General features: G+C 65.3%; 18 protein-coding genes and 2 pseudogenes. 15 read left to right on the forward strand and 5 right to left on the reverse strand.

Annotated elements, in window-relative coordinates; all coding sequences use genetic code 11:
- Positions 1-199 precede the first annotated feature (199 nt).
- The 3 genes from GOC52_RS03965 to GOC52_RS03975 all read right to left on the reverse strand — a co-directional run bounded on the left by GOC52_RS03965 (position 200) and on the right by GOC52_RS03975 (position 4157).
- Positions 200-2230: an NADPH-dependent 2,4-dienoyl-CoA reductase gene (locus GOC52_RS03965; protein WP_043401401.1), complete on the reverse strand. Its 2031-nt coding sequence runs from the start codon at positions 2228-2230 to the stop codon at positions 200-202.
- A 101-nt stretch (positions 2231-2331) separates the two neighbouring features.
- Positions 2332-2964, reverse strand: coding sequence for a membrane protein YczE (gene yczE, locus GOC52_RS03970; protein WP_010483962.1), 633 nt, complete (start codon positions 2962-2964; stop codon positions 2332-2334).
- 173 nt (positions 2965-3137) lie between these two features.
- Positions 3138-4157, reverse strand: a complete 1020-nt coding sequence (locus tag GOC52_RS03975; protein WP_043401399.1) for a zinc-binding alcohol dehydrogenase family protein — start codon at positions 4155-4157, stop codon at positions 3138-3140.
- 357 nt (positions 4158-4514) lie between these two features.
- Here GOC52_RS03975 and GOC52_RS03980 point away from each other — a divergent pair, with 357 nt between their 5' ends.
- The 4 genes from GOC52_RS03980 (at position 4515) to GOC52_RS03995 (ending at position 7584) form a co-directional block, all read left to right on the forward strand.
- Complete coding sequence (locus tag GOC52_RS03980) at positions 4515-5606, forward strand: OmpA family protein (RefSeq protein ID WP_010483958.1); 1092 nt, start codon at positions 4515-4517, stop codon at positions 5604-5606.
- Positions 5607-5826: 220 nt separating this feature from the next.
- Positions 5827-6333 (forward strand): hypothetical protein, encoded by a 507-nt coding sequence (locus GOC52_RS03985; RefSeq protein ID WP_010483956.1) that lies wholly within the window; start codon positions 5827-5829, stop codon positions 6331-6333.
- A gap of 20 nt (positions 6334-6353) precedes the next feature.
- Positions 6354-7163, forward strand: a complete 810-nt coding sequence (locus tag GOC52_RS03990) for a pseudouridine synthase (protein ID WP_181389996.1) — start codon at positions 6354-6356, stop codon at positions 7161-7163.
- 85 nt (positions 7164-7248) lie between these two features.
- Positions 7249-7584 carry a hypothetical protein gene (locus GOC52_RS03995; RefSeq protein WP_005412356.1) on the forward strand — a complete coding sequence of 112 codons (336 nt, stop codon included), beginning with the start codon at positions 7249-7251 and terminating at the stop codon, positions 7582-7584.
- Positions 7585-7702: 118 nt separating this feature from the next.
- On the opposite strand, the gene kbl is transcribed toward GOC52_RS03995, so the two are convergent.
- Entirely contained in the window at positions 7703-8911 is a 1209-nt protein-coding gene (gene kbl, locus GOC52_RS04000) for a glycine C-acetyltransferase (protein ID WP_043401394.1), read from the reverse strand.
- Positions 8912-9117: 206 nt separating this feature from the next.
- Here kbl and GOC52_RS04005 point away from each other — a divergent pair, with 206 nt between their 5' ends.
- A complete protein-coding gene (locus tag GOC52_RS04005) occupies positions 9118-9813 on the forward strand; it encodes a TorF family putative porin (protein WP_010483951.1) in 696 nt (231 codons plus the stop codon).
- A 185-nt stretch (positions 9814-9998) separates the two neighbouring features.
- Here the strand turns inward: GOC52_RS04005 and tdh are convergent, their stop codons facing one another.
- A complete protein-coding gene (gene tdh, locus GOC52_RS04010; RefSeq protein ID WP_010483949.1) occupies positions 9999-11021 on the reverse strand; it encodes an L-threonine 3-dehydrogenase in 1023 nt (340 codons plus the stop codon).
- 478 nt (positions 11022-11499) lie between these two features.
- Between tdh and GOC52_RS04015 the strand changes: the two genes are divergently transcribed.
- The 10 genes and pseudogenes from GOC52_RS04015 (at position 11500) to GOC52_RS20650 (ending at position 21254) form a co-directional block, all read left to right on the forward strand.
- Positions 11500-13662, forward strand: a complete 2163-nt coding sequence (locus GOC52_RS04015; RefSeq protein WP_043401381.1) for a S46 family peptidase — start codon at positions 11500-11502, stop codon at positions 13660-13662.
- Positions 13663-13983: 321 nt separating this feature from the next.
- A pseudogene (locus tag GOC52_RS20880) lies at positions 13984-14181 on the forward strand (Arm DNA-binding domain-containing protein); the annotation flags it as partial.
- Positions 14182-14210: 29 nt separating this feature from the next.
- Positions 14211-14849 carry a tyrosine-type recombinase/integrase gene (locus GOC52_RS20885; RefSeq protein ID WP_458309523.1) on the forward strand — a complete coding sequence of 213 codons (639 nt, stop codon included), beginning with the start codon at positions 14211-14213 and terminating at the stop codon, positions 14847-14849.
- Between the two features lie 18 nt (positions 14850-14867).
- Entirely contained in the window at positions 14868-15197 is a 330-nt protein-coding gene (locus GOC52_RS20890; protein ID WP_458309524.1) for a tyrosine-type recombinase/integrase, read from the forward strand.
- A gap of 347 nt (positions 15198-15544) precedes the next feature.
- Complete coding sequence (locus GOC52_RS04025) at positions 15545-15757, forward strand: helix-turn-helix domain-containing protein (protein WP_043401378.1); 213 nt, start codon at positions 15545-15547, stop codon at positions 15755-15757.
- A 14-nt stretch (positions 15758-15771) separates the two neighbouring features.
- Positions 15772-17442 carry a site-specific DNA-methyltransferase gene (locus tag GOC52_RS04030; protein ID WP_043401376.1) on the forward strand — a complete coding sequence of 557 codons (1671 nt, stop codon included), beginning with the start codon at positions 15772-15774 and terminating at the stop codon, positions 17440-17442.
- A 3-nt stretch (positions 17443-17445) separates the two neighbouring features.
- A pseudogene (locus tag GOC52_RS20895) lies at positions 17446-18132 on the forward strand (DEAD/DEAH box helicase family protein); the annotation flags it as partial.
- A 2090-nt stretch (positions 18133-20222) separates the two neighbouring features.
- Complete coding sequence (locus GOC52_RS04040; protein WP_159359835.1) at positions 20223-20366, forward strand: hypothetical protein; 144 nt, start codon at positions 20223-20225, stop codon at positions 20364-20366.
- Positions 20363-20947, forward strand: a complete 585-nt coding sequence (locus GOC52_RS20645; RefSeq protein ID WP_203218403.1) for a hypothetical protein — start codon at positions 20363-20365, stop codon at positions 20945-20947. The genes GOC52_RS04040 and GOC52_RS20645 overlap by 4 nt, the downstream gene beginning before the upstream one ends.
- The gene (locus tag GOC52_RS20650; RefSeq protein WP_203218404.1) at positions 20904-21254 is read left to right on the forward strand and encodes a Fic family protein; all 351 of its coding nucleotides are present in this window, start codon (positions 20904-20906) and stop codon (positions 21252-21254) included. Before GOC52_RS20645 ends, GOC52_RS20650 begins: the two co-directional genes overlap by 44 nt.
- Positions 21255-21295 lie beyond the last annotated feature (41 nt).

Below are 21295 nucleotides of genomic sequence, written 5' to 3' on the forward strand. Positions count from 1 at the left end.
GCCGCCCCGTGGGCAGCCCCAAAAGAAACGATCAGTACCGATCGAGGGGGCTGCGCCGGCTCACCGGAAACTGGCTGGTGAGCGGAAAGATGGCGCAAGGTAGGGGGGGATAGCCGAACGCATCGTGAACCGTGCGGCTTGACATTCAGGTTCGGCAGGGGTGACGGAAATCACATTCCGCCCCCCATTCAGGCGCTCATCAGAGCGTGGCGGCCACCCGGCTGCCCTGGTCGATTGCCCGCTTCGCGTCCAGTTCGGCGGCCACGTCGGCACCGCCGATCAGCTGCGCGTTGATGCCGGCGGCCTGCAGTTCGGCCTGCAATGCGCGGTTCGGTTCCTGCCCGGCGCAGATCACCACATGGTCTACCGGCAGCAACTGTTCGCTGCCTTCCACGCGGATGCGCAGGCCTTGATCGTCCACGCCCAGGTACTCGACGCCACCGAGCATGCGCACGCCCTTGGCCTTCAGTGTGGCGCGGTGGATCCAACCGGTGGTCTTGCCCAGTCGCGCGCCGGGCTTGCCGGCGCTGCGCTGCAGCAGCCACAGGCGCCGCGGTGATGCCTCGGCCTGCGGCCTGGCCAGCGAGCCGCGGGCCTCGAACGTGCTGTCCACGCCCCATTCGGCCATCCAGCGCTGCGGGTCCAGCGAGGGAGACTCACCGGCGTGGCTGAGGAACTCGCCGACATCGAAGCCGATGCCACCGGCGCCGATGATCGCCGCATTGGTGCCCACTTCGACCCGCCCCAGCAGCACGTCCAGATAGCTGACCACCTTGGCGTGGTCGGCGCCGGGGAAATCGACCTTGCGCGGGGTGATGCCGGTGGCCAGCACTACCTCGTCGAAGCCGGCCAGGTTGGCGGCGTCAGCACGGGTGCCGAGGCGCAGCTGCACGCCGGTCTCCTGCAGCGTGTGGCGGAAGTAGCGCAGGGTCTCGTAGAACTCTTCCTTGCCGGGGATGCGCTTGGCCACGTTGAACTGCCCGCCGATCTCCTCGTTGGCATCGAACAGGGTGACCTGGTGGCCGCGCTGGGCAGCGACGGTGGCACAGGCCAGGCCGGCGGGGCCTGCACCGACCACGGCAACCTTCTTCGGCGTAGTGGTGGGGCGGTAGACCAGCTCGGTCTCGTGGGCGGCGCGCGGATTGACCAGGCAACTGGCCAGCTTGTTCTCGAACACGTGGTCCAGGCAGGCCTGGTTGCAGGCGATGCAGGTGTTGATCGCCTCGGCGCGGCCGGCACGGGCCTTGTTCGGCCACTGCGGGTCGGCCAGCAGCGGCCGCGCCAGCGACACCATGTCGGCGCCGCCATCGGCGAGGATGCGCTCGGCGACGTCGGGCATGTTGATGCGGTTGGTCGCCACCAGCGGCACCTTCACATGCGGCTTGAGCTTGGCGGTGACCCCGGCGAAGGCAGCGCGCGGCACCGAGGTGGCGATGGTCGGGATGCGCGCTTCGTGCCAGCCGATGCCGGAATTGATGATCGTTGCGCCGGCTGCCTCGATCGCCTGCGCCTGCTGCACGATCTCTTCCCAGTTGCTGCCGTCGTCCACCAGATCCACCAGCGACAGGCGGTAGATGATGATGAAGTCCGGGCCGCAGGCCTCGCGGATACGGCGCACGATCTCCACCGCGAAGCGCATGCGCTGGCGCGCGTCGCCACCCCAGGCATCGGTGCGCTTGTTGGTGCGCGGGGCGATGAACTCGTTGATGAGGTAGCCCTCCGAGCCCATCACTTCCACGCCGTCGTAGCCGGCCTCGCGGGCCAGCTTCGCGCTGCGTGCGTAGTCGGCGATATGGCGCTCGACGCCGCTGGCCGAGAGCGCGCGCGGGGTGAACGGGTTGATCGGTGCCTTCAGCTTCGACGGCGCCACCGACAAAGGGTGGTAGGCATAGCGGCCGGCATGCAGCAGCTGCAGGCAGATCTTCGCGCCGTGCTGGTGCGCGGCGGCGGTGAGCTGGCGGTGCGGGCGTACTTCCCACGGCCAGGACAGCTTGCCGCCGAACGGCTTCAACCAGCCCACTACATTCGGCGCGAAGCCACCGGTGACGATCAGGCCGACGCCGCCCTCGGCGCGTTCGGCGAAATAGGCCGCCAGCCGCGGGAAGTCGCGGGCGCGATCCTCCAGGCCGGTGTGCATCGAGCCCATCAATACGCGGTTGCGCAGCTGGGTGAAGCCCAGGTCCAGCGGGGCGAACAGGTGGGGATAGGCGCTTTCGTTGGCTGGCGACATGGTCGATACGCTTGCGTACGGAAGCGCGAAGCGTGCCGCGAAACGGCGGCCGGAGCAAGGGCTGGCGAATCGGTAGCGCCGGGCCATGCCCGGGGACGCGGCTACCCGTGGCCGCGCTGTGCGCTCGCCGGGCGCGGTCCGGGCATCGGCCGGCCAATCCCGAACCAGCCCAGCGTCATTCCGCACAGCGGCCCGATCAGCAGGGCGAAGGCCAGCGTGCCGAGGCCGACATTGCCGCCCAGCCACCAGCCCAGCAGCAGCACGCTGCCCTCGATCAGGCTGCGCACTTTCCAGATCGGCCAGCCGGTACGGGCGTGCAGGCCGGTCATCAGGCCGTCGCGCGGGCCAGGGCCCAGCTTGGCGCCGATGTACAGGCCGGTGGCCAGCGCGACCAGCAGCATGCCGGCGCAGAACATCGCCAGCTGCCAGCCCAGGCCGACCGCCGGCGGCAGCAGCCACAGCCCGAACTGCGCGGACGGGCCGATCAGCATCACGTTGAGCACAGTACCAACGCCCGGCTTCTGCCGCAGCGGCCACCACAGCAGCAGCACCAGCGCACCGATCACATTGGTGGCCAGCCCGAACGAGAGCGGCGTCTGCGCGGCGATGCCCTGCGACAGCACGTCCCAGGGCGCCACGCCGATGGCGGCACGGATCATCAGCGATGCGCCGAAGCCGTACAGGAACAGGCCGGTGATCAGTTGCAGCATGCGCAGGGGCAGGGCGGTGGGCATGGCGGTCTCGGGGGAGGGGGATCTGTTCCCACCGTAATCCCGATCCAGTCACTTCAATAGATACAGATGCCGACCAATCCGCCGCTACAGGCGGAATCTGTAGCGCCGAGCCCATGCCCGGCTGCTTTGCCTGGCACCACCAGCCGAGCATGGGCTCGGCGCTACATGACGCGTCAGTCGCCCCAGCCTGCCAGCGCCAGCTTGCCCACCGTGCGTCCGCCGGCCAGGCGCTGATGCGCGATGTCCAGATTTGTCGCATTGATCGGGCCCAGCGTCTCGCTGAGGGTGCCGCGCAGCTGGCCGGCATCGATCATGCTGGCCGTGCGGCTGAGGATGCGGTGCTGCTCGATGCAGTCGGCAGTGGCAAAGCGCGAGCGCGCGAACATGAACTCCCAGTGGATGCCGATGCACTTGGCCTTGTAGGGATCGCCGATCCGCAGCGGCCCACGTGGCTCGACGATCAGGCCGACGTGTCCCTGCGGCGCCAGCAACAGGCCCAGTTCGTCCCAGTAGTGATCGGTGTCGGCCAGGTTGAGTGCGACCTGCACCGCGTCGATGCCCAGCGCCTGCAGCTGGGCCTGAAGCGGTTGCCGGTGGTCGATCACGTGCCGGGCACCCATCTGCCGGCACCAGTCGGCCGAGGCCTCGCGCGACGCCGTGGCGATCACCTCGAAACCCGCATGGCGGGCCAGCTGGATCGCCATCGAGCCGACCCCGCCCGCACCGCCGATCACCAGCAGGTGCTGGCCGGCGTGGCGGCGATCGTCCAGGCGCAGGGGCATGCGCTCGAACAGCAGCTCCCAGGCGGTGAGCGTGGTCAGCGGCAGCGCTGCGGCCTCAGCGAAATCCAGCGTGGTGGGTTTGCGCGCGACCAGGCGTTCGTCCACCCACTGGTACTGCGCATTGCAGCCGGGGCGGGTGACATCACCGGCGTAATAGACCTCGTCACCAGAGGCGAACAGGCTGGCCTCGTCGCCGATCGCCTCGACCACGCCGGCGGCGTCCCAACCCAGCACGCGGGGCGCCTGGAGCGTGGCCGGATCCGTGCTGGCACGCTGCTTGCCATCGACGGGGTTGACCGAAACCGCCTCGACCCGGACCAGCAGGTCACGCCCCCGGGGAGGCAGCGGCGGGGGCAGGTGGATATCGCACAGGGCAGGGGCGGATTCACGACTCAGGGCGACGGCTTTCATCACGGCTCCGGCTGGGTTCGTGGCTCCATCATAAGGTTCCTCACCTTTCCGCAAACACGCTGAACCGTGTGACGCAGTACGTTGCGCAATATGTCGTTTTCCCCGCCTAAACCCCGTCAAACCCTTGCAGCGTGAGGGTCTTGCGGATTTTCATCATCCTGTATAGGGTTTCAACGTCGGACCGGTGGACGGTCGGGCGCAACACTTCACATGTTACGGGACTGTTAACATGGCCTTCACCCGCCTGAGCATAATGTTCGCGGCGGTGGCGTGCTGAATCGGCTGTCGTACATCGACGCACTTGTGCTGGCCCATGCCTCTACCGGTTTCATACCCCCGAAATAGGAGCTGTACTCAATGAACAAGAAGATCCTTACTGCCGCGCTGCTGGGCGGCCTGGCTTTTGCCCAGGCAGCTTCGGCGCAGGAGTTCGATGACCGCTGGTACCTGACCGGTTCGGCCGGCTTCAACTTCCAGGACAGCGACCGTCTGACCAATGACGCTCCGTTCGTGACCCTGGGCCTGGGCAAGTTCATCAGCCCGAACTGGTCGCTGGACGGTGAGCTGAACTATCAGAACCCGAACTTCGATTCGAACAAGGACCTGAACTGGTCGCAGTACGGCGTCTCGCTGGACCTGCGTCGCCACTTCATCAAGGAAGGCCGCGGCTGGAACCCGTACATCGTCGGTGGCCTGGGCTACCAGAAGTCGGAAGAAGAGTACCCGGCGCTGAATGCCAATGGTCCGCGCCAGCGTAAGGACGGCAACGTTGCCGCCAAGCTGGGCGTCGGCCTGCAGACCACCTTCGAAAAGCGCGTTGCTGTCCGCGCCGAAGTGGCCTACCGCGCTGACTTCGACGACCAGAGCGTTGCCGCTCCGAAGGAAGACTGGTTCGGCGACGTGCTGGCTTCGGTCGGCGTCGTGATCCCGCTGGGCCCGGCTCCGGTCGCGGCTGCTCCGGCTCCGGCTCCGGTTGCCCCGAGCTGCGCCGACCTGGACGACGACGGTGACGGCGTCAACAACTGCGACGACAAGTGCCCGAACTCGCAGCCGGGTCAGACCATCGGTCCGGACGGTTGCCCGGTGCCGGTCTCCATCGACCTGAAGGGCGTCAACTTCGACTTCGACAAGTCGAACCTGCGTCCGGACGCCGTGGCGATCCTGAGCGAAGCCACCGAGATCCTGAAGCGTTACCCGGATCTGCGCGTTGAAGTTGCCGGTCACACTGACTCGAAGGGTACCGACGCTTACAACCAGAAGCTGTCGGAGCGTCGTGCTACCGCCGTGTACAACTACCTGACCAAGAACGGCGTTGACGCCGGTCGCCTGGTCGGCCCGATCGGCTACGGCGAGAGCCGTCCGATTGCTCCGAACACCAACCCGGATGGTTCGGACAACCCGGAAGGTCGCGCCAAGAACCGTCGTACCGAGCTGAACGTCCAGAACTAAGTTCTGACGCTCTGCCTGTAGGACACAGCAGGACCCGGCTTCGGCCGGGTCTTGTTGTTTCTGCGGCCCGGAATCCGGGTATCTACTGCTACGCAGGCAACCGTTCGTCGGGTTTTTGTTCGTAAAACCAATGAGTTGCCGTATTCATTGAAAGTGGCGCTTGAAAGCTGTCGCGGCATTGCTAAACTCGCCGCGTCACTTCCTTTCCTGGATGCCCTTCATGCTGCGCTCTGCATCGGCCGCCTTCCTGGCGCTGGCCCTGGTTCCCGCCGCCCACGCTGCGGTCGATTGCTCGGTCAACACCAGCGCCTCGCCGCTGCCGTTGCCGGCCACGACCATTGCGCCGGTGGCCGACGAGCTCTACATCCGTGGCAACCAGCTGGGCATGCCGGCCGGTGTGCTGAGCAGCAACTACGATCCGTCGCAGTCGCTGGACCAGGTGCTTCAGCGCCTGCGCATCGACGGCTGCCAGAACATCGCCAAGGCCATTCCGAGCGCACCGGCGGTGAAGCCGAACGATCCGGCGGCCTACAAGCCGCAGACCGAATTCGACAACACGCCCTGGCGCTTCGACATGAGCCAGAACGGCAAGCGCATGACCGCTGAAGAGTTCGATGCCTGGATGAAGGCGCGTGGCGTGCGTGTGGTCAAGGCACGTCCGGCTCCGGCCGCCACCCCGGCTCCAGCCGAAGCACCGGCTGAGACCAAGCCGGTCGACAAGAAGTAAGCGCCGCGGGGAGCAGAGGCTTGCGCACGCGCCGCCCACCTGCCGCCCCCGCCGCCCGCTCCCACGCACCGCGTGGGCGTGCGATTCCCGCTGCCACAGCCGCCGGTGTCCGTCATGGCCTGGCGCGCGTGCTGTCCAAGGCCGGCGTCTGCTCGCGCAGCGAGGCCGCGCGCTGGATCGCCGAGGGCCGCGTACGCGTGTCCGGCCGCATCGTGCGGGATCCCGAGTTCCCGATTGGCCAGCCGGCGCCGCCGATCGAGGTCGATGGCCAGCCGATGGGTGCGCCGCAGCGCCTGTACCTGATGCTCAACAAGCCGCGCGGGGTGGTGACTACCGCGCAGGACGAGCGTGGCCGCGACACCGTCTACCGCTGTTTCGATGGCGCCGGGCTGCCGTGGATCGCACCGGTCGGGCGGTTGGACAAGGCCAGCGAGGGGCTGTTGCTGTTCAGCAACGATCCGCAGTGGGCCGCGCGTCTGACCGATCCGGAAACCGGCCCGCAGAAGACCTACCACGTGCAGGTGGACCGCCTGCCCGACGAGGACACCCTGGCTGCGCTGCGCGCCGGTGTCGAGGACGAAGGCGAGTTCCTCCTCGCCCAGGCCGTGCGCGTGCTGCGCAGCGGCGACAAGACCGCGTGGCTGGAGGTGGTCCTCGACGAGGGCCGCAACCGCCACATCCGCCGCCTGTTGGCGGCCTTCGACCTGCAGGTGCTGCGCCTGGTCCGGGTCGCGATCGGCGGGCTGCAGCTCGGCGATCTCGGCAAGGGGCAATGGCGGCTACTTGAGGTCAGTGACCAGCAGCGGCTGGGGGCCGCTGCACCGGGCTGATCATCGCCCGCGGCCGGCGGTTGCCGGCCACCGTTCCAGGCGTAGGGGGCGCCTGGTTGCTGAATTTCCCGAACGGAGCCTGCCCATGTACCACCCGACCCTCAACCAAACCCTGCGCTGCGCAGGCCTGCTGCTGCCGATGGTGCTGCTGACCGCCTGTGGTGGCCACAAGAAGGTGGCCAAGGCGGAAACGCCGGCTGAAACACCGGTGGTGGAAGTGAAGACCCCGGAGCTGGATGGCCGCGGCAGCTACCGCTTCCTGATGAGCAACGGCGACAAGAAGATGACCGCCGATGAGTTCGATGCCTGGATGAAGGCCAACGGCATCCGCGTTGCCAAGGGCAACGGCCAGGATGCTGCCGCCAAGCCGGTGGTGGTGGCCAGCAAGGACGAGCCGAAGGGCAAGAAGAAAAAGAAATGACGCGCGTCGCGCGTCATTTCGGTAGCGCCGGGCCGTGCCCGGCGAGCGCATAGCGCGGCTATCGGGAAACCGCCGGGCATGGCCCGGCGCTACCCGTGGGGATCCGACCCCGGGGCGATCAGCCCTTGATCACGCCCAGCTCGGCACCGATGCGGGTGAACGCATCGATCGCGCGGTCCAGATGCTCACGGCTGTGCGCGGCGCTGATCTGGGTGCGGATGCGCGCCTGGCCCTTGGGCACCACCGGGAAGAAGAAACCGATCGCGTAGATGCCTTCTTCGAGCAGGCGCTCGGCGAACTTCTGCGCCAGCGGCGCGTCGTACAGCATCACCGGGCTGATCGGGTGCACGCCCGGCTTCACGTCGAAACCGGCGGCGACCATCTTTTCGCGGAAGTAGCGGGTGTTCTCCACCAGGGTGTCGCGCAGGTCGTCAGCGGCGGCCAGCATCTCGAACGCCTTGATGCCGGCAGCAACCACATGCGGCGGCAGCGAGTTGGAGAACAGGTAGGGCCGCGAACGCTGGCGCAGCAGCTCGATCACCTCGGCGCTGGCGCAGGTGAAGCCGCCCAGTGCGCCGCCCATGGCCTTGCCCAGGGTGCCGGTGATGATGTCGATCTTCTCCAGCACGCCCTTGACCTCGGCCGAACCGCGGCCGGTGGCACCGAGGAAGCCGGTGGCGTGGCACTCATCGATGTGCACCAGCGCGTTGTACTTCTTCGCCAGTGCGGTGATTTCGTCCAGCGGCGCGATGAAGCCGTCCATCGAGAACACGCCGTCGGTGGTGATCAGCTTGGTCTTGCAGCCGGCGGCATCGGCGGCCTGCAGCTGCGCTTCCAGGTCGGCCATGTCGCAGTTGGCGTAGCGGAAGCGCTTGGCCTTGCACAGGCGCACGCCGTCGATGATCGAAGCATGGTTCAGCGCATCGGAAATGATCGCGTCGTTCTCGCCGAGCAGCGGTTCGAACAGGCCGCCGTTGGCGTCGAAGCAGGCCGCATACAGGATGGTGTCCTGCTTGCCGAAGAAGTCGGCGATCTGCTTCTCCAGCTGCTTGTGCAGGTCCTGGGTACCGCAGATGAAGCGCACCGAGGCCATGCCGAAGCCGTGGGTATCCAGCGCATCCTTGGCGGCCTGGATCAGGTCCGGATGGTCGGCCAGGCCGAGGTAGTTGTTGGCACAGAAGTTCAGCACCTTGCGGCCGTCCTCGAGGGTGATCTCGGCCGACTGCGGGCTGGTGATGATCCGTTCGGACTTGAACAGGCCCTGGGCGCGGATGGCGTCCAGTTCCTCGGCGTAGTGGCGGGTCAGGGCGGAGGAAGCGTCGGTCATGGCGTGGGCACGGCTCTGAACGGGGAAACCGCTGATTCTACCGGGCATCGCCGCGTGCCGACCGGCCCGGCTGGGGCATCGCCACGGCCGGCACATGTTGCATCGCAATAGCAAACTGGTTAAAAATTCGTGAACCGGAGCTGTCCCGCTCCGGCCGCTACGCCTGCTCCCCGCCTTCCACGCCACCGCCCCCACCGGAGACGCTCATGAAGCACGCCCGTGCCTGCCTCGCCATTGCCGCTGCCCTGACCCTGGCCGCCCCGTTCGCCGCCAGCGCCCAGGAAAACGAATCGCCGTACAGCTGGAACGTCACCGCCGTTTCCGATTACCTGTTCCGTGGTGTGTCGCAGACCGACGAGGATCCGACCCTGCAGGCCGGTTTCACCTACACCAGCCCGGTTGGCCTGTATGCCGGCGTGTGGGGCTCGGGTGTGGACTTTGGTGCGGGTGACCCGAAGACCGAGGTCGATTACCTGATCGGCTACGGCGTGGATGTCACCGAGCGCGTGAACGTCGATGTGCTGTTGAACCGCTACACCTACCTGAAGTCCAGCCACCAGAACTACAACGAGCTGATCACCACCACCACGCTGGATGACACCTACAAGCTGACGGTGGCCTACACCAACGATGTCTGGAACAGCAGTACCGATGGCTGGTACTTCGGCCTGGGCGGCAGCTGGGGCCTGCCGAAGGACTTCACCCTGAATGCCAACGTCGGTCGCAGCACCTTCGAGGACGGCATCGCCAAGGACTACACCGACTGGAACGTCGGCGTCGCGCGCCAGTTCGGCCTGTTCAACGTCGGCCTGGGCTACTACGGCACCGACGGCAACGGCCGCGACAACTCCGGCAAGCTGGCCCACAGCCGGGTGATGCTGAGCGTGGCCGTCGGCAAGTAACGCCGCAGGCGTTACGGTAGGTGCCAGGCTTGCCTGGCACGCATTGCGAAAAAGGCGCCCATCGGGCGCCTTTTTCAGTTCCGCGGTGTTCTTGATCTCATCTGGGCAAGAGCCCCCTTGTTGTTCAAGGGGGCGCGCCAAAGGCGCGGGGATCAGGAGACATGCGGGGGAATTGACCCGAAGGGTCAATTCCAGCTCAACACGACCTTGCCGGCCTTGCCTTCTTCCATCAGGTCGAAGCCCTTCTGGAAATCGTCGATCGGCAGCTGGTGGGTCATCACCTTGCCGAGCGGGAAGCCGGACAGCACCAGCTGGGTCATCTTGTACCAGGTCTCGTACATCTTGCGGCCGTAGATGCCCTGCACGGTCAGGCCCTTGAAGATGATCTTGTCCCAGTCGCAGCCGGCGCCCTTGGGCATGATGCCGAGCATGGCGATCTTGCCGCCGTGGTACATGCAGTCGAGCATGTCGTTGAACGCACGCGGGTTGCCGCTCATTTCCAGGCCCACGTCGAAGCCCTCCATGTGCAGTTCCTTCATCACGTCCTTCAGCGACTGGTTGGCGACGTTGACCACGCGGGTGGCGCCCATGTCGGCGGCCAGCTTCAGGCGGAAGTCGTTGACGTCGGTCACCACCACGTTGCGCGCACCGATGTGCTTGCAGATGCCGGCGGCGATGATGCCGATCGGGCCGGCACCGGTGATCAGCACGTCCTCGCCGATCACGTTGAACTCCAGCGCACAGTGCGCGGCGTTGCCGTACGGGTCGAAGAACGCAGCCAGCTCCGACGGGATCTGGTCCGGGATCGGCCACAGGTTGCTGGCCGGCATCACCATGTATTCGGCGAAGGCACCGTTGACGTTGACGCCGATGCCGACGGTGTTCGGGCACAGGTGCGGGCGGCCGCCACGGCAGTTGCGGCAGTGGCCGCAGACGATGTGGCCTTCGGCCGAGACGCGCTGGCCGATTTCATAGCCGGTCACGGCCGAGCCGAGTGCGGCGACGCGACCGACGAATTCGTGGCCGATGGTCAGGCCCGGCTTGATGGTGCGCTGGCTCCACTCGTCCCACAGGTAGATGTGCAGGTCGGTGCCGCAGATCGCGGTCTTCTCCAGCTTGATCAGGACCTCGTTCGGGCCCGGGGTCGGAACCGGAACTTCTTCCAGCCAGATGCCCTTGGCCGCTTCGCGCTTGACCAGGGCCTTCATCGTTTGCTGCGCCATCGGGGTGGAACTCATCAGGGGGAAAGCGCGGATTATAGGGTGCCGCGCGGATTTCCCATGTTGCGCTGCGGGTGCAGTGGCGGAACGAAAGGCGTGCGCCGACGGGCGTTTCGAACGTACTGCGAACAGCGGCGCCTCCCTGATCCGGGAAAGGGGGCGTGGTCACCCTGGCCGGGACACGCAAAAGCCCATCCATGGTGCTCGATGGCGCCTTGCTCGTGCGCGCTGTCCTGCGCACACGGCAAGACCGGGGTTGGGCGTCCTGCCCAACCCGCCAGTCGCATGCGCCCGGCCCATGGCGCCAACGGTCCCGTCCAGGGTGACCACGCCCCTTCTGGACGATTTCCGTGTGCGCGGCCGACGTGCGCGTGGCAGAGCAAGAAGCAGGCCCATGACTTCCGGGGTTCGGGGCGGGGCAGGGCGGCGGGCTACAATCGAAGGTTCCACTACCAGGGGCCGCTCCATGCGCTCGAACCTGCTTGCATTTTCCATCGTCGCCAGCCTCGGGCTGGCTCAGGTCGCCCATGCCGCTGAAGGCATGTGGGTGCCGCAGCAGCTGCCGGAAATCGCCGGCCCGCTGCAGAAGGCCGGCCTGAAGCTGTCCCCGGAACAGCTGTCCAACCTGACCGGCGACCCGATGGGTGCGGTCGTCGCCCTCGGCGGCTGCACCGCCAGCTTCGTTTCGCCGCAGGGCCTGGTGGTCACCAACCACCACTGCGCTTATGGCGCCATCCAGCTGAATTCGACCGCGCAGAAGAACCTGATCAAGGACGGCTTCAACGCGCCGACCCTGAAGGACGAACTGAGCGCCGGCCCGAACGCCCGCGTGTTCGTGCTCGACCAGATCACCGACGTCACCACCCAGGCCAAGGCCGCCATCGCTGCCGCCGGCAACGACCCGCTGGCCCGCAGCCGCGCGCTGGACGCCTTCGACAAGGCCCAGGTCGCCGCCTGTGAAGCCGATGCCGGCTTCCGCTGCCGCCTGTACAGCTTCTCCGGCGGCAACACCTACCGCCTGTTCCGCAACATGGAAATCAAGGACGTGCGCCTGGTCTACGCGCCCCCGGGCAGCGTCGGCAAGTTCGGCGGCGACGTCGACAACTGGATGTGGCCGCGCCACACCGGCGATTTCTCGTTCTACCGCGCCTACGTGGGCAAGGACGGCAAGCCGGCCGCCTTCGCCGCCGACAACGTGCCGTACCAGCCCAAGCACTTCCTGAAGTTCGCCGACCAGCCGCTGGGCGCCGACGACTTCGTGATGGTGGCCGGCTACCCGGGCCGCACCAACCGCTACGCACTGGCCGGTGAGTTCAACGAAACCGCCAGCTTCACCTACCCGACCATCGCCAAGCACTACAACGCGGTGCTGAAGATGATCGCCGACGCCGGCAAGGCCGACGCCGACGTCAAGGTGAAGTACGCCGCCACCGCCGCCAGCATGAACAACGTGGCCAAGAACTACCTGGGCCAGCTGGAAGGCTTCAAGCGCATCGACGCCGCTGGTCAGAAGCAGGCTGAAGAAGCCGCCGTGCTGGCGTGGCTGAAGAAGCAGGGCGCTGCCGGCAAGCCGGCGCTGGCCGCACACGCGCAGCTGCTCAAGCATCTGGATACCAGCAAGTCGACCCGCGAACGCGACCTGTTCGTCGGTCAGTTCAACAACACCTCGGCCGTTGGCGCAGCGATCACCCTGTACCGCCTGTCGATCGAGCGCAGCAAGCCGGATGCCGAGCGCGAAGCCGGTTACCAGGAACGCGACCTGACCACCATCGAAGGTGGCCTGAAGCAGATGGATCGCCGCTACGTGGCGAAGATGGACCAGCAGCTGCAGGCTTACTGGCTGGAGCAGTACGTGGCCCTGCCGGCCGCGCAGCGTGACAACGAAGTGCTGAACAAGTGGCTGGCCGGCAGCGATGCCGCTGCGGTGAAGTCGCTGGTGGCCAAGCTGGGCGGCACCGAGCTGGGCAGCCTGGATACCCGCCTGAAGTGGTTCAAGGCCGACCGCGCTGCGTTTGAAGCCAGCAGCGATCCGGCCATCCAGTACGCGGTGGCCGTCATGCCGGCACTGCTGAAGCAGGAAGAACAGAAGAAGATCCGCGAAGGCGAATCGCTGACCGCCCGCCCGCTGTACCTGCAGGCCGTGGCCGACTACAAGAAGAGCCAGGGTGAGTTCGTCTACCCGGACGCCAACCTGTCGCTGCGCATCACCTTCGGCAACGTCATGGGCTATGGCAAGGACGGCGTGAAGTACACCCCGTTCACCACCCTGGAAGGCGTAGCGGCGAAGGAAACCGGCGAAGATCCGTTCGATTCGCCGAAGGCGCTGCTCGATGCCGTCAAGGCCAAGCGTTACGGCGGCCTGGAAGACAAGCGCATCGGTTCGGTGCCGGTGAACTTCCTGTCCAACCTGGACATCACCGGCGGCAACTCGGGCTCGCCGGTGCTGGACGCCAACGGCAAGCTGGTCGGCCTGGCATTCGATGGCAACTGGGAATCGGTCAGCTCCAACTGGGTGTTCGATCCGGTGATGACCCGCATGATCGCCGTCGACAGCCGCTACATGCAGTGGATCATGCAGGAAGTGGCGCCGGCGCCGCAGCTGCTGAAGGAACTGAACCTGGCCAACTGAGGGTCGCTGTCCCGGGCGGTTCATCCACGCATGGCGTGGGTCTACTGCTAGTAGCGGACACGGTAGTGCTGGCCGCTGGCCGGCAACCTTGACCCAATGGCCGGAAAGCCCGAAGCCCCGCGACGCAGGTCGCGGGGTTCTTTTATTTCACCATGACTCCAGTGCCGCATTTCGCTGAACTACGCCATCACCCGAGGCGGCAGGTTTATCAATGGGTTAGGCAAATTCAACCTATGCCGGTACGTTCCGAAACTTGACCCGGTTTTTCCGCTGTTGGCTCCCATCAGGCCCTTGGAAACGGGGTCTTTCCGAGGAGTCATCATGGCAAAGATCAAGCTCACCAAGTCCGCTGTCGATGCGGCACAACCTCAGGCTCAGGCCGTCAGGCTGCGAGATACGCTGGTGCCCGGCTTCCTGTGCAAGATTGCCCCGGCAGGCCGCAAGGTGTTCATGCTCCAGTACCGCACGAATGCGGGCGAGCGGCGCAAACCCGCCTTGGGCCAGTACGGGGAACTGACTGTTGATCAGGCCCGCTCGCTGGCGCAGGAGTGGTTGGCGCAGGTACGCCGGGCGACGATCCCGGCGCAGCCAAGGCCGAGGCACGCAAAGCCCCCACGATCGAAGAGTTGTGCAAGAAGTTCATGGCCAACTACTCCAGCAAGCGCAACAAGCCCAGCACGCAGCTCGGCTATCAGCGAGTCATTGACCGCTGCATCATTCTGTTGCTGGGCCGCAAGAAGGTGCAGGACGTGAAACGGCCCGACGTTGTGGGCGTGATGGAAAAACTCGCGTACAAGCCGACCGAGGCGAACAAGGTCTTCAGCATCCTGCGCAAGATGTTCAACTTGGCCGAGGTGTGGGGCCATCGGCCCGACGGCAGCAATCCTTGCCAGCATGTGCCGACTTATCCGGGAGGCAAATCCACCCACCTCATCAGCGACGAGGACATGAGCAAACTATTCCGCCAGCTCGACAAGATCGAGGCCGACGGCTTGGAGGGCTACGTGATTCCGCTGGCGATCCGGCTCCAATTCGAGTTCGCCGGTCGCCGCTCAGAAATCATTGCGCTCGAATGGGCGTGGGTCGATCTGGAGAACCGGCGCGTGGTGTGGCAGGACAGCAAGACCGGCGGCATGTCCAAGCCGATGAACGAGGAAGCCTATCGGCTGCTTTCAACCGCGCCCTGACAGAAGGACAGCCCCTATGTGCTGCCATCCTCGCGCCACCCGAAACGACATCTGACCGAAGGCGAGTATTACGGCGGCTGGTGCCGTGCGCTGAAGGCGGCAGGTGCGGCGCACGTCGGCACGCACGGCATCCGCCACCGCTCGGCCACCGACATTGCCAACTCAGGCAACCCAGTGAAGGTCGGCATGGCGCTGACCGCGCACAAGACCTTGGCGATGTTCATGCGCTACGTCCACACCGAAGACAAGCCGGTGCGGGAAGCGGCGGAAGCGATGGCGAACCGGCGCAAGGCGGTGGTCCTGGGGAAGCGACCAGCCGCGCAAGAAGTTGCAACCGCCGGGTCATGAAACCACCGTCCAACGTGCAGACAAACGGGCTTGCCGCACCGTTTCCGCGTCAATTTCGTGTGCCTGGGAGAGCGGAGGCGGAAGGCAAGATAAAAGGTCGCGGCACTTCGCCGCGAGGAAAGCGGGTCTGCACATGGGGTTGGCGCGGCACGCTCAAACCAGGGCATCGTGCCGCAAGGACACGAAATGCCGCTTGGGCATTGGCGAAAGTGCGTGCTTGTACGGACAGCAAGCTGTTCGGGGCGGAAGCCAAGCATTCCATGGTCAGCTCCATATTTACGTGCTAGATTGCGTCTTTACGATTTAATGCGACTCTGTACTGCCACTTCATTGTCGCCGGAGCAGCCGTGACCGAGCCTTGGGTATCCGTTGAGCAGATCGCCGAACACTTGGGCGTGACGCGCGATTCCATCTACCGCTGGATCGACCGCAAGGGCCTGCCCGCGCACCGCGTGGGCAGGCTGTGGAAGTTCCAGGTGTCGGAGGTGGATGAATGGGTGCGCGCCGGTGGTGCGGATGAAGAACAAAATGCGGGCGGCTCCCCCGCCCGCAAGAACTGAAGGTCACGAGGCGCATGCCCACATTGAACTGGATCGGCAAAGAAGCCGTCGTCAAGCATCACAAGGAAGTGCCCTCCCGCCTGCTGGAGCCGGTGCCCGAGCTTTCCTGTGGCACGGGCGATAGCCGCGACAGCGGCAATCTCATCGTGCAGGGGGATAACCTGCACGCGCTCAAGGCGCTACTGCCGCGCTATGCTGGGCAGATGAAATGCATCTACATCGACCCGCCGTACAACACCGGCAACGAGGGCTGGGTCTACAACGACAACGTTAATAGCCCGGAGATCCGCAAGTGGCTGGGCGAGGTGGTCGGCAAAGAAGGTGAGACGCTGGACCGGCACGACCGCTGGCTGTCGATGATGTATCCGCGCCTCGTGCTGCTGAAGCAGTTTCTGCGCGAGGACGGGGTCATCTTTGTCTCCATCGACGATGACGAGGTCCACCATCTGCGTGCGCTAATGGACGAACTGTTCGGGACGAAGCGGCGGCTGGCAACGTTTGTTTGGCGAACGGACGGCAACTTCGACAACCAGGCGAAGATCAAAAACTGCCACGAGTACGTGCTCGCCTATGCGAGCAACCCGGACCTTTTTCCTCACCCTTCTGTCGTTGATCCGTCGATCGGTAAGGGAAGTAAGCTCAACCGGGCACATATTCAGAATACGATCGTCAAGAACGGTCCGAAGAATCCGGTCAGCTCAGTCGTTCTTCCCGTCGGATTTCCGGCCAGCGTCGACGCAGCCACGATTCGGGCGCGCTCGGATCAGTGGCCGCATTACGTTACCGACGCAACCATCGTGGAAGGGAAGCTCGCCAGCGCGGTGACTGTGTCCAGCGGATGGTCCTCGAAAGCGATTCTCCAGAAGTTCATCGACTCTGGTTTCCAACCCGTGCTCGACTCGAAGGGCCAGAGCACGCGGTTCGTCGTGACCGGCACGGGAGCAATCGAGTCCGTGAAAGATCGCGATCAAGCGAGCCACGTCATCACCGTTATCGGTGGTGTTGGCAGTACGCAGTCGCAATCGACCGCGCTGTCCGAAATGGGGTTCTCCTTTCCATTTCCGAAGCCAGTCGATTTGGTCCGCTATCTGGTCTCGATGATCCAGGGCGACGACTTCCTTGTGTTGGATTCGTTTGCAGGTAGCGGAACGACCGCTCATGCGGTCCTGAAGCTGAACTCGGAGGACGGCGGCAGTCGACGCTTCATCTTGGTCGAGATGGACGAAAGCATCGCCGCCAACGTCACTGCCGAGCGCGTTAAGCGCGTCGCTAGTGGTTACACCAACGCCAAAGGCAATGTCATCGATGGCCTCGGCGGCGGGTTCCAGTTCTGCCGCCTGTCGGCGGAACCGTTGTTCGACGCCGATGGCCAGATTCGCTGCGACGTGACTTTCGCGCAACTGGCCGAGTTCGTCTGGTTCGCCGAGACGGGCACCGGCTACACCGGCACGGCCGATTCGCCCCTGCTTGGCGTGCACGAGGGCCGTGCGATCTACTTGCTCTACAACGGCATCCTCAAGGATCGTTCCGTCGCGGGTGGCAACGTGCTCAGCGGCCCGGTGTTTGATGTGCTGCCGAAATTCGCCGGCCCGAAAGTGATCTACGCCGCCGCCAACCGCATGGGAGGCCGCGCCGCGCGCGAGGGCATCACCTTCAAGCAGACCCCTTACGCGCTGGAGGTGTAAGCCATGACCACGTTCTCGCCAAAAATCTACCAGCAGCAGGTGCTCGACAGCGTGGATGCCTATTTCAAGGCCTGCCACGAGCTGCCGTCGCCCTCGATCGCGTTCGCCGCCACCACGGAACGGCTGTGGGGCCGTGGCAATGCCTACCATCCGCTGTCGGGCTTCCCTGCCGACATGCCGTACTTCTGCCTGCGCGTGCCCACCGGCGGCGGCAAGACCTGGCTGGCCGCCAAGAGCGTGGCGCTGGTCAACACGCACCTGTTGCGCTGCGAGCACAGCGTGATCCTGTGGCTTGTGCCCAGCAAGCCGATCCGCGAGCAGACTTTACGCACCCTGCGCGACCGTCTGCACCCGTACCACACGGCGCTGCGCGAGGCGGGGCCGATCACGGTGATGGATCTGGACGAGGCCAAGAGCGTGACCCGCGCAACGCTGGACACCTCGACTACCGTCATCGTCGCCACCCGGCAGGCATTCCAAGTGGAGGAGGAGGAATCGCGCAAGGTGTACCAGAGCAGCGGCGCGCTGATGCACCACTTCGACAACCTGTCGCCCACCCAGCGCGATGAGCTGCTGAGTGAAGGTGAAGGTACTGAACGCACTACGCCTTGTTCGCTCGCCAACGTGCTGCGCCTGCGCCGGCCCTTCGTGGTGGTGGATGAGGCGCACAACAGTCGCACCGAACTTGCCTTCGATATGCTTGCGCGCCTGCGCCCCAGCGGCGTGATGGAGCTGACCGCCACGCCCGACCTGGAGCGCACGCCCAGCAACGTGCTGCACAGTGTGTCGGCCGCCGAGTTGAAGGCGGAGGAAATGATCAAGCTGCCGGTGGTGCTGGAAACCGAACCGAACTGGCAGCAGTGTCTGGCCGATGCCATTAGCCGGCGTGATGCGCTGCACAAGCTGGCCGATGAGGAACGCCGCGCGGGCAGCCGCTATTTGCGCCCGCTGGTGTTGATTCAGTCGGAGCCACGCCGCACCGGGGTGGAGACGCTGGACTTCGAACGCGTGCGTAACGAGCTGATTGCCAATCACGGCATACCGGCCAGTGAAATCGTCGTCGCCACCGGGGAAGAAAAGGGCCTGGAGCAGATCGACGCCGATTTCAAGCTGGGCATCGCCGACCCAGCCTGCCCGGTGAAGTTCGTCATCACGCAGAAGGCGCTGGCCGAGGGCTGGGACTGCCCGTTCGCCTACATCCTGGTCAGTATGGCCTCTCTGTCATCGGCGACAGCGGTGGAACAGTTGCTCGGACGCGTGCTGCGTCAACCAGATGCCAGCCATCGACAGGCCAAGGCCTTGAATCAGTCCTATGCCTTCGTGGTGTCGCGCAACTTCGCCGAAACGGCAGGCGCACTGCGCGACCGTCTGGTGGCGGGTGCGGGCTTCGAGCGGCGCGAGGTGACCGAGTTCGTCACCGCCGCTAAGGCCGATCAGGCGCGGCTGGACCTGGAGGGGCACGCCGGGCGCGTCGTGGTTCGGCCGGTGGCGATCAGGCTGACCGAGAAGCCGAACCTCAAGAGCGTACCGAAACCGGTGCGCGATAAGGTGAGTTGGGATGGCAAGCTCAACACGCTGACCATCAGCACGCCGCTGACCGAGGACGAGGCGGAAGTACTCAAAGCCTCTGTCAGCTCGGAAACCGCCGCCACCGCGATTGTCGAAGCCGCCGAAATCAGCCGCACCACGGCCATCGAGTTCTTCCAGACACCCGCCGAACTGGGCGAGCGTTTTCGCGTGCCGCAGCTTGCCTTGCGCGTGCAGGGCGAGTTGCAACTGTTCGACGATCCGGAAGTGTTGGAGTACCCGTGGGACTTGTCGATCTACGACGCCGCGCCGAACGGCGACGACCTCACGGCGCTGGGTGCGGGCTTGAAGGTATCGGAGGGCGGCGAGATCGATATCGATGGCGACAGCGGCAAGGTCGTCTCGCGCTTCCTGCCCGATCTGCAGCGCGACCTGGGGCTGGTCTATCAGCCCGAGCACTGGGACGAGGTACGGCTTGCGACGTGGCTGTGCCGGAACCTGCCCGAACCTTCACTCACACACGCCAGCAAACAGGCCTTCGTGGCGCGGTGGCTGACCGAACTGTTGCGCCGGGAGGGTTTCACGCTGGCACGTGCCAATCTGCAGAAGTTCCTGCTTCGCAATCTGCTGGAAGCGCGCATTCGTGATCTACGCAGACAGGCGGTCGGCAAGGCGTTCCAGCAGGCGCTGTTCGGCGACGATGCCGCGTCGCGCGTTGCAGTGACCGATCAGTACGCATTCGAGTTCCATGCCCAGGCCTACGCGCCCAGCCGCGACTACGACGGCCGATTCGGCCATTTCGATTTCCGCAAGCACTTCTACGGGCGCATCGGCGACTTCGACAGCAAGGAGGAGTTCGAGTGCGCGTGCTGGCTGGACATTCAGGCGCAGCAGGGGCGCATCCAGTTCTGGGTGCGTAATCTTGTCCGGCGCGAAGGCTGTTCGTTCTTCCTGCAGAAGGCCGATGGTCGCTTCTACTCTGACTTCCTATGCCAGTTGCCCGGCAGAGCGGACCAACCCGGCCCGATCCTGGCCGTCGAATACAAGGGCGCGGATCGCTGGGGCAGCGCGGAGGATGACCGGCTGATCGGTGGCCTGTGGGCGAACCTGTCTGAGGGGCGCTGCCGGTTCGTGATGATCAAGGACAAGCGGTGGGAGTGGATCGAGGAGAAGCTGCGATGAGCAATCTCCGTGTCGCCAACGCTGCCCAGCATTTCGTGACGCTGGCGCGGCCTTCTTCCAAAGGCGACTGAATGCAGCTCGTCCGCCACGGCCCCGATATCCCCGAGCGCCTGTTGCAGGCGCACGAGGACGGGCGCGTGGTGTTTTTCTGCGGCGCGGGCATTTCGTACCCCGCGCGGCTGCCGGGATTTTCCGGCTTGATGGGCGGCAAATGATTGTGGCCGGCGGCCCCAGTGAATCGCCCTGGCCCAAGAACGTGGGCCTGCTGTTTTTCAACGAAACGCCGGAGCGCTTCCTCCCCAGCGTGCAGATCGACGTGGTCTGGTTCCCCGAAGGCGCGGGTGGTGATCGTTTTGACGAGAAGATCTTCAAGGGGCCGCTGGCGCGGATGACGCGCGAGGTGCTGGGCTACATCCAGCGCAACTTTCTGCGCGAGACGGTTGTCAAGCACCCCGACCGGGCCGAGGCCACTCGGGTTTGGAATTTCCCGTTCGCCGCCATCGAAGAGGCCGTGGTCAACGCGGTCTATCACCGGTCCTACGAGGAGCGAGAGCCCATCGAGGTGCGCATCAGCAACGATGAACTGACCGTTCTCAGCTTCCCCGGCCCGGACAGGTCGATCCGCATGGAAGACCTGAAGGCAGGCCGTGCGGTCAGCCCGCGCTACCGCAACCGGCGCATCGGCGAGTTCCTGAAGGAGTTGGACATGACCGAGGGGGCGCTCCACCGGCATTCCGAAAATCCTGAAGGAAATGGCGGCCAATGGCTCGCTCGCGCCGCTGTTCGAGACGGATGATGATCGGCTTTCGTTCGTGATCCGGCTGCCGCGGCATCCGCTGGCGCTGACGACCGACCAAGTTGCCGACCAAGTTGAGGTGCTGCTGGTCCGGCTCAAAGGCGAAATGACCCGGCAGGCCCTGCAGGATGCCTTGGGATTGAAGCACCCGCCGCACTTCCGGAAGACCTATCTGGCCCCAGCACTGGAAATGGGCGTGATCGAGATGACCCAACCCGACAAACCCAATAGCCGCAGCCAGCGATACCGGCTGAGGGATGCAGGACGGCGCTGGCTGGCGCTGCGGCCCGATGGTTCTTCAAGCTAAACCCACGCTCTCTTGCGCCGTGGAACGCCATGACTTGGAAC

The sequence above is a fragment of the Stenotrophomonas sp. SXG-1 genome, from assembly GCF_014083965.1.
Classification (GTDB): Bacteria; Pseudomonadota; Gammaproteobacteria; order Xanthomonadales; family Xanthomonadaceae; genus Stenotrophomonas; species Stenotrophomonas geniculata.